Raw genomic sequence first — 8,898 nt, forward strand, 5'->3', positions numbered from 1 at the left:
GACCCGGGTGTGACGCCGGGCGCTCCCGCGCGGCCGCGCCGCCCGTGTTCTTGTCATGCTGGGGAGCATGACCACACGTCCCGTCTCCGCGTCCCCGTCCGCCCCTCCGGCCTCCGCCGCGCACCCCACCCCCGTCCTCTTCGACCTGGACGGCACGCTGGTGGACAGCGAGCCGAACTACTACGAGGCGGGCCGCCGGGTGCTGGCCTCCTACGGGGTGACGGACTTCGGCTGGGAGGAGCACACCCGGTTCATCGGGATCGGCACCCGCGAGACCCTGGAGACGCTGGCCGCCACGTACGGGATCGACGCGCCGGTGGAGGAGCTGCTGGCCGCGAAGAACCGGGCCTATCTGGAGCTGGCCGGCGCCGGGACCGAGGTCTTTCCCCAGATGCGGGAGTTCGTGGAGCGGCTGCACGCGGCGGGGCATCCGATGGCGGTGGCGTCCGGGTCGTCCCGGGCGGCGATCGTGGCGGTGCTGGCCACGACGGGGCTGGACGCGTATCTGACGACGCTGGTCTCGGCGGAGGAGGTGGCGCACGGCAAGCCGGAGCCCGATGTGTTCCTGGAGGCGGCGCGCCGGCTGGGGGTGGCGCCGGGCTCGTGTGTGGTGGTGGAGGACGCGCCGCCCGGTGCGCTGGCCGCGCACCGGGCGGGGATGGGGTGCATCGCGGTGCCCTATGTGCCCGCGACGGTGGACGATCCGGGGTTCGCGACCGCCGGGCTGCTGTTCCCGGGCGGCCAGGCGCGGTTCACGGCGCGGGCCGCGTACGACTGGCTGGTCCGGACGGCACGGCCGGCGTGAGTCCCGCCCGGACCGGGGCGGTCATTCCAGGCCGAGCCGCTTGCAGTCGGCGGCCAGGGCCGGGGTGCAGATCCAGTCGGGGCGGACGGTGCCGTCGCTGACGACGGTGTCCTTGAGGGTGTCGGCGGTGACGATCCGGGCGTCGAAGAGGCGGGCGGGTATGCCGGATTTCGTGGCGTTGGCCGCGGTGGCGGGGGCCAGTGAGGCGATGCTCTCGCCCTTCAGGAGGCGGACGGCGAGGGCGGCGGCGGTCTCCGCCTCGGGCCGGACCTGCTTGTGGACCGTGAACGCCTGCTCGCCGGTCACCAGGCGCTTGAGGGCGGGCACTTCGGCGTCCTGCCCGCCGACCGGCACGTTCTTGACCCCGGCGGCCTCAAGTGCCTCCACGATGCCGCCCGCCATGCCGTCGTTGGCGGAGTAGACGGCGTCGAAGCCCGTCGCGCCGCGGGCGGCGACGATGTCCGCCATCTCCTTCCTGGCCTTGGCCGGGGACCATTCGGCGATGTCCTTCTCGGCGACGATCCGGTGGACCTTGCCGTCGAGGACGGCGTGCGCGCCCTTCTTGAACGCGGGCGTGTTGGGGTCGGTGGGGGAACCGTTCATCATGACGACGTCGGCGGTGGCGGCGCGGTGCCCGAGGGCCTTGAGGAGGGCCTGTCCCTGGAGGCGGCCGATCTTCTCGTTGTCGTAGGAGACATAGGCGGCGACGTCGCCCTCGGCGAGCCGGTCGTAGGAGACGACCTTGACGCCCTGCCGGGCCGCCGCGTCCACCCAGGTCCGGGCGGCCCGCGCGTCGACGGGGTCCAGGACGATGACCTTCACGCCCTTGTCGACCAGGGCGTTGAACTGCTTCCTCTGGGTGTCGGCGCTCTGCTCGGCGTTGCGGTACTCCACGGTGCACTCCAGGCAGTGCGAGGAGATCTTCGCGGAGATGATGCGGCGGTCCAGTTTCTCGTAGCGGGCGGCCTTCTTCTCCGGGAGGAGCAGGCCGATGGCCTTCGGGACGGCGCCCGTGTCCTGGTGGCCGCCGCCGCAGGCCACCAAGGGGCCGGCGAGGGCGAGTGCCAGTGCTGCGGTGACGATGCGGTGCGGTCGTGCCTTCATTCCCCGTGCCTCCCGTAGGGGCCGCGGCGCCGCGGCCCGGCTCTGCTGGAGTGAATGTCATTGTCACGTTCGCGTCAAGGAATCCGGTCGTAACGATAGGGACGTGTGTTTCCCGTAGTGCACGGGGGGCGGAAAGAACGGGACGGGCGGGTGAGCGGAATGGGCCGACCGGTCGGTGCACCCGGCCGCGATCTCCGGCACGGTGGATAATGCTAGAAGCCATGACATATCGGTACTCGGTGGGTATCTGATGCGCGTCCTCCGCTCGTTCGCCGACCGGGGTCGGAGGCGCTTCTCCTCACGCGTCGGCAGCGTCGCGGGCCAGGTGTTCCTCTGGCAGATGGGCCTGGCGGTGCTGCTGATCGCGGCGACCGCCGTGGCCGTGCTGCTGCAGACGCGACGGGACAGCCTGCACGACGCCCGGGCCCGGACGCTGGCCGTCGCCACGTCCTTCGCCCAGGCGCCGGGCACCGCGGCGGCCGTCTCCTCCCCCGACCCCACCGCCGTCCTCCAGCCCAGCGCCGAGCGGGCACGCACCGCCTCCGGGGTGGACCTGATCGTCGTGTACGGGCGGAACGGCATCCGCCTCACCCACCCCGACCCGTCCCTCATCGGCAAGCGCGTCCCGGGCCGCGACCTGCTGCCCACCCGGCCGGTCACCGAGGTCCTCACCACCTCCTCGGGACGGTCGGTCACCACGACCGCCCCGGTCCACGGGCCCGGCGGCCGGGTGATCGCGGAGGTCACCGCGGGCATCGGCGTGGGCAGCCTCGACGCCGGGACCGGCCAGCTGCCCATCCTGCTCGGCTCCGCCATCGGCGCCCTCGTCCTGACCACCGTGAACGCGGCCCTGGTCAGCAGGCGGCTGCGGCGGCAGACCCACGGCATGGGCCCCGAGGAAATGACCCGGATGTACGAGCACCACGACGCGGTGCTGCACGCCGTACGGGAAGGCGTCCTGATCATCGGGGAGGACGGGCGCCTGGTCCTGGCCAACGACGAGGCACGGCGGCTGCTCGGACTGCCGGACGACGCCGAGGGCCGTCCCGTCGGCCGGCTGGGTCTGGCCGACAGCGTCGCCGGGCTGCTGGCCGCCGACCCGCCCGTCACCGACGAGGTGGTCCTGGCCGGCGAACGACTGCTGGCCGTCAGCACCCGGGGCACGGGCACCCACGGTCGCTCGGGCATCGTCGCCACCCTGCGCGACTCCACCGAGCTGCGGGCGCTCTCCGGCCGCGCCGAGGCCGCCCGGGGACGGCTGCGGCTGCTCTACGACGCCGGGACGCAGGTGGGCACCTCGCTCGACGTGCGCCGTACCGCGCAGGAACTCGCCGATGTCGCGGTGCCCCGCTTCGCCGACATCACCACCGTCGACCTGTTCTCCGAGGTGACCGCGGGCGGGGAGCCGCTGGGGGGCGACACCGAGTTCCTGCGCGCCGGCTCCGCCGGACTGCGCTCCGAGCACCCGCTGGCCGCGGCGGGCTCGATGTTCCGGGTACCGCCGGGCGACCCCCGGGCCACGGTGACGCTGCGCGGGCGCAGCCTGCTGGACGCGGACCTGAGCGTCGCGGAAACCTCGGGGACGGGCCCGGAGTACGCCCGTACCCGGGTGGCGCTGCTGCGTCAGGGCATCCACTCCGCGCTGATCGTGCCGCTGCGGTCGCGGGGCACGGTGCTGGGCGTGGCCTGCTTCTGGCGGGCATGGCCGTCCCCGCCGTTCGAGGAGGAGGACCGTTCGTTCACCGAGCAGCTGGTCGCCCGCGCGGCGGTGTGCATCGACAACGCCCGCCGCTACACCCGCGAGCACGCCACGGCCGTCACCCTCCAGCGCAGTCTGCTGCCCCGTACCCTGCCGGAGCATTCCGGGCTGGTGACCGCGCACCGCTATCTGCCGGCCCGCGCCGGGGTGGGCGGCGACTGGTTCGACGTGATCCCGCTGCCCGGGGCGCGGGTGGCGCTGGTCGTCGGGGACGTCGTCGGGCAGGGCCTGCACGCGGCGGCGACCATGGGCCGGCTGCGGACCGCCGTACAGAACTTCTCCGCCCTCGACCTGCCCCCGGACGAACTGCTGACCCGGCTCGACGAGCTGGTCAGCAGCATGGACATGGAGCACGCGAACGCGGTGGGCGAGGAGAGCGCGGAGGCGGAGATCACCGGGGCGACCTGCCTGTACGCCGTCTACGACTCGGTGTCGGGACACTGCGCCGTCGCGCGGGCCGGGCACATCGGGCCGGCACTGGTGCACCCGGACGGCCGGGTGGAGTTCCCCGAGGTCCCGGCCGCCCCGCCGCTCGGGGTGGGCGTCCCGCCCGGGGGCACGGCCACCTGGACGCTCGCCGAGGGCAGCCGGCTGGTGCTGTTCACCAACGGCCTGGTCACCTCCCCCGACCGGGACATCGACACCGGCCTCACCCTGCTGCGGCAGACCCTCTCCGGCCGCCCGGACGGGGACCCCCAGGGCTCGCCGGAGCGGCTGTGCCAGGCCCTGGTCGACGCGATGCTGCCGACGCGCCGCGACGACGACGTCGCCCTGCTCGTCGCCCGTACCCGGCTGCTGCCCCCCGACCGCGTCGCCGAGTGGGAGGTGCCGCCGGACGCGGCCGCGGTACCGCGCGTCCGCGCCGAGTGCGCCCGCCGGCTCACGGAATGGGGACTCGCCGAGACCGGCTTCGCCACCGAGCTGATCCTCAGCGAACTGATCACCAACGCGCTCCGCTACGGGCGCGAGCCGATCCAGGTCCGGCTGCTGTACGACCGCACGCTGATCTGCGAGGTGTCCGACGGCAGCAGCACCTCACCGCATCTGCGCCGGGCCCGGCTGACGGACGAGGGCGGGCGCGGCCTGTACCTGGTGGCGCGGTTCGCGGAGCGCTGGGGCACCCGGTACACGCCGTCCGGCAAGGTGATCTGGACGGAGCAGAGCCTGGAGCCGACCGCCACGGCGGAGGCGGGGCCGCTGTGGGACGCGGCGCTCCTGGACGACCTGGGCGAGCCGGAGGCGTGACGGGTCGGCGGCGCGGTCACTTCCTGGCGCGGCTGGGCTGGACCCGCTTCGGCTCGCCCGCCATCTTCGGGTGCTCCGGCGGGTAGGGCAGGTCCCCGAGACCGTGCTCGTGCTCGTCGCGGTCGGCGAGGTCGAGCGCCGCGTCCAGGCGGAAGGCGTGGGTGTCCAGATCGGCGTGGACATCGCCGTCCCGTGCGAAGCGGGCGGGCATGGTGGCCAGGTCGAAGTCCTCCGGCACGGCGTCGGACAGCTCCTCCCAGCGCAGCGGCGCGGAGACCGGCGCGTGGGGCAGGGGCCGTACGGAGTAGGCGCCGGCGACGGTGCGGTCCCGCGCGGTCTGGTTGTAGTCGACGAAGACCTTGGCGCCGCGTTCCTCCTTCCACCAGGCGGTGGTGATGTGCTCCGGCGCGCGCCGCTCCAGTTCCCGGGCCACGGCGATGGCGGCGCGCCGCACCTGGACGAAGTCCCACTCGGGGACGAGGGGAACAAGGACGTGCAGGCCGCGGCCGCCGGAGGTCTTGGGCCAGCCGGTCAGACCCACGCCGTCGAGGACGTCGCGCAGCAGCAGGGCGGCCCGTACGGCGTCGGCGTAGCCGGTGCCCGGCTGCGGGTCGAGGTCGATGCGCAGCTCGTCGGGGTGCTCGGTGTCGCTCCTGCGCACCGGCCAGGGGTGGAAGGTCAGACAGCCGAGGTTGGCCGCCCACAGGACGGCGGCCGTCTCGGCGGGGCAGATCTCGTCGGCGTGGCGGCCGCTGGGGAACGCGATTCTGGCGGTCGGGATCCAGTCGGGGAGGTTCTTGGGCGCGCGTTTCTGGAAGAAGGAGCCGCCGGTGACGCCGTCGGGCCAGCGCTCCAGAGTGGTGGGTCGGTCGCGGAGCGCGCGCAGCACGCCGTCGCCGACGCTCAGGTAGTAGCGGACCACGTCGCCCTTGGTGAAGCCGCGCTGCGGGAAGTAGACCTTGTCCGGCCGGGACACGCTGACCGTCCGGCCCCCGGCGGTGAGTTCCAGCGTCTCTGCCATGGACCCACGCTAGGGCGCCCGGCCCGGCGGCGCCCGTCGGCGGGCGGGGCCCGTGTTCTGCCCGCACAATCGGGATCATGGACCTTCCGGTGATGCCGCCCGTGCGGCCGATGCTGGCGAGGAGCGCCGCGGCGATCCCGCCCGGCATGCAGTACGAGGCCAAGTGGGACGGTTTCCGCGCCATCGCCTTCCGTGACGGGGACGAGGTCGAGCTGGGCAGCCGCAGCACCAAGCCGCTCACCCGGTATTTCCCCGAGCTGGTCGCGGCGCTGCGGACCGAGGTCCCCGCGCGCTGTGTCCTGGACGGGGAGATCGTCGTCGCCCGCGGCGGGCGCCTGGACTTCGACGCCCTGCTGGAGCGCATCCACCCGGCCCACTCGCGGGTACGGATGCTGGCGGGGACGACACCGGCGTGCTTCATCGCGTTCGACCTGCTGGCGCTGGGCGACGAGGCGCTGACGGCGCGGCCGCAGCGGGACCGCAGAACGGCGCTGGTGGAGGCGCTGCGCGAGGCGGCGCCGCCGGTGTTCACGGCGCCCGCCACCGAGGATCTGGCACTGGCCCGGCGGTGGTTCGACCACTTCGAGGGCGCCGGTCTGGACGGGGTGGTCGCCAAACCGCTCGGGCTGTCCTACCGGCAGGGCGAACGGGTGATGGTGAAGGTCAAGCACGAGCGGACCGCCGACTGCGTCGTCGCGGGCCTGCGCCCGCACAAGAGCGGCCCGGTCGTGGGGTCGCTGCTGCTGGGTCTGTACGACGACGCGGGCCGGCTCCAGCACGTCGGGGTGTGCGCGGCGTTCTCCGAACGCCGGCGCCGGGAGCTGATGGAGGAGCTGGCGCCGCTGCGGATGGCGTCCGCCGAGGGGCACCCGTGGGAGCGGTGGACGAGCGAGGAAGCCCAGGCCGCCGACCGGCTGCCGGGCGGCCCGAGCCGGTGGACGGGGAAGAAGGACCTCTCGTGGGTCCCGCTGCGGCCGGAGCGGGTGGTCGAGGTGGCGTACGACCACATGCAGGGCAGCCGTTTCCGGCACACCACGCAGTTCCGCCGCTGGCGCCCGGACCGGGAGCCGGGCCAGTGCACCTACGCGCAGCTCGCCGAGCCGGTCGGCTATGACCTGGGGGAGGTCCTCGGGGCGCCGCCGGACTGACGGCCGGTCAGCCGCGTGCCGCCTCGTCGTCGAGGAGGCGGGGCGGGGCGGCCTGCCGCCAGGAGTCGGCGACGATGTCGCGCAGTTCCGCCAGGTCCTCCAGCGCGGACAGCCGGACGCGCACCCATGCGGAGCCCGCCTCGTGGGCGGCGACCCAGAACTTGCCGGGTTCGGCGAGGACCAGTTCGCCGCGTTCGTGGCGGGGGCAGCGGACGGCCATCGACGTCTCGTCCTCGGGGAGGGTGAGGAACATCTTCCCGGCCACCCGGAAGGTCGGCATGCTCCAGGCGATCTTCTCGGTGGTCCCGGGCAGGGCGAGCGCGGTGCGCCGGACGTCGTCGGAGGTGATCACCCCGTCGACTGTAGGCGATGGCCGGACGCGGGTGCTCGCGGGGCCGGGCGGGCGGGCCGTGGCACCGGAATCCGTTGTGGTCCAGACCTATTGACGACAGGTCTGGACCACTTTACGGTGTGCCGCACCGCACCTCCGTACGCGCTCGTCCCCCCACCGTCCGGGCGGTGGACGCGCTTCCCGGAAAACCCCTCGCCCCCGCCCGGCCCCGTCACGGCACGAAGGGAACACCGCATGTCCCGTAGAAGGTCACGTCTGCTCGGAGCCGGCCTGGCGACGGCGTTCGCCCTCCAGACGCTGGTCGCCGCGGCCCCGGCGCAGAGCGCCCCGCGGGAGGAGACCTGCGCGGTCAAGGGAAAGCCCGCGGGCAAGGTGCTCCAGGGCTACTGGGAGAACTGGGACGGCGCCTCGAACGGCGTCCATCCGCCCCTCGGCTGGATACCGATCACCGACGCGCGCATCCGCGACCACGGCTACAACGTGCTCAACGCGGCGTTCCCCGTCATCCGCGCGGACGGCACCGCGCTGTGGGAGGACGGCATGGACTCCGGTGTGAAGGTCGCGACGCCGGCCGAGATGTGCGAGGCGAAGAAGTCCGGCCGGACGATCCTGATGTCCATCGGCGGCGCGACGGCCGGAATCGACCTCAACTCCACCGCCGTCGCCGACCGTTTCGTCGACACCATCGTGCCGATCCTGAAGAAGTACAACTTCGACGGCATCGACATCGACATCGAGACCGGCCTCTCCGGCAGCGGCAGCATCACCACGCTCTCGCCGTCCCAGTCCAACCTCATCCGCATCATCGACGGCATCCTCGACCGGATGCCCCAGGGCTTCGGCCTGACGATGGCCCCCGAGACCGCCTATGTCACCGGCGGCAGCGTGACCTACGGCTCCATCTGGGGCGCCTACCTGCCCATCATCAAGAAGTACGCCGACAACGGCCGGCTGTGGTGGCTGAACATGCAGTACTACAACGGCAGCATGTACGGCTGTTCCGGCGACTCGTACTCCGCCGGGACGGTCGAGGGCTTCACCGCCCAGACGGACTGCCTCAACAAGGGCCTCGTCGTCCAGGGCACCACCGTCAAGGTCCCCTACGACAAGCAGGTCCCGGGCCTGCCCGCCCAGCCCGGCGCGGGCGGCGGCTACATGGCGCCCGGCCAGGTGTCGCAGGCGTGGGGGAAGTACGACAACGGGCTCAAGGGCCTGATGACCTGGTCGCTGAACTGGGACGGGTCCAAGGGCTGGTCCTTCGGCGACAACGCCAAGGCGCTTCAGGGGCGCTGACGGCCCGGGTGGCGGCGCGCCGACGCGGCCAGGGCCTGGTTCAGTTCCACGACGTTGACGGTCGGCTGCCCCAGGAATCCCAGCGTGCGGCCCCGGACGTGCCGGGCGACGAGCGCGCGGACCTCCGCCGGGGGCAGCCCCCGCTCCTTCGCCACCCGGGCGGCCTGCCGG

General features: G+C 73.4%; 8 protein-coding genes. 4 read left to right on the forward strand and 4 right to left on the reverse strand.

The features are described from left to right. Window positions 1-67 precede the first annotated feature (67 nt). A complete protein-coding gene (locus AC51EU_RS23300; RefSeq protein WP_496268995.1) occupies window positions 68-805 on the forward strand; it encodes an HAD family hydrolase in 738 nt (245 codons plus the stop codon). Window positions 806-826: 21 nt separating this feature from the next. Here AC51EU_RS23300 and AC51EU_RS23305 read toward each other — a convergent pair whose 3' ends face one another. Continuing rightward, the gene (locus AC51EU_RS23305) at window positions 827-1,909 is read right to left on the reverse strand and encodes a sugar ABC transporter substrate-binding protein (protein ID WP_496268996.1); all 1,083 of its coding nucleotides are present in this window, start codon (window positions 1,907-1,909) and stop codon (window positions 827-829) included. A gap of 250 nt (window positions 1,910-2,159) precedes the next feature. On the opposite strand from AC51EU_RS23305, the gene AC51EU_RS23310 reads away from it, so the two are divergent. Beyond that, entirely contained in the window at window positions 2,160-4,913 is a 2,754-nt protein-coding gene (locus AC51EU_RS23310) for a SpoIIE family protein phosphatase (RefSeq protein ID WP_496268997.1), read from the forward strand. A gap of 16 nt (window positions 4,914-4,929) precedes the next feature. Here AC51EU_RS23310 and ligD read toward each other — a convergent pair whose 3' ends face one another. Then, on the reverse strand, window positions 4,930-5,934 hold the full coding sequence (gene ligD, locus AC51EU_RS23315; protein WP_496268998.1) for a non-homologous end-joining DNA ligase: 1,005 nt from the start codon (window positions 5,932-5,934) through the stop codon (window positions 4,930-4,932). Window positions 5,935-6,011: 77 nt separating this feature from the next. Here ligD and AC51EU_RS23320 point away from each other — a divergent pair, with 77 nt between their 5' ends. Next, a complete protein-coding gene (locus tag AC51EU_RS23320) occupies window positions 6,012-7,082 on the forward strand; it encodes an ATP-dependent DNA ligase (RefSeq protein ID WP_496268999.1) in 1,071 nt (356 codons plus the stop codon). Window positions 7,083-7,089: 7 nt separating this feature from the next. On the opposite strand, the gene AC51EU_RS23325 is transcribed toward AC51EU_RS23320, so the two are convergent. Then, the gene (locus AC51EU_RS23325; RefSeq protein ID WP_496269000.1) at window positions 7,090-7,434 is read right to left on the reverse strand and encodes an MmcQ/YjbR family DNA-binding protein; all 345 of its coding nucleotides are present in this window, start codon (window positions 7,432-7,434) and stop codon (window positions 7,090-7,092) included. Window positions 7,435-7,668: 234 nt separating this feature from the next. Between AC51EU_RS23325 and AC51EU_RS23330 the strand changes: the two genes are divergently transcribed. Beyond that, window positions 7,669-8,727, forward strand: a complete 1,059-nt coding sequence (locus AC51EU_RS23330; RefSeq protein WP_496269001.1) for a chitinase — start codon at window positions 7,669-7,671, stop codon at window positions 8,725-8,727. Here the strand turns inward: AC51EU_RS23330 and AC51EU_RS23335 are convergent. Continuing rightward, window positions 8,715-8,898 (reverse strand): potassium-transporting ATPase subunit C (locus AC51EU_RS23335; protein WP_496269002.1); only part of this gene is annotated, 184 nt, incomplete at its 5' end. The two genes, AC51EU_RS23330 and AC51EU_RS23335, sit on opposite strands and share 13 nt — an antisense overlap.

This window comes from Candidatus Streptomyces philanthi (assembly GCF_059553635.1).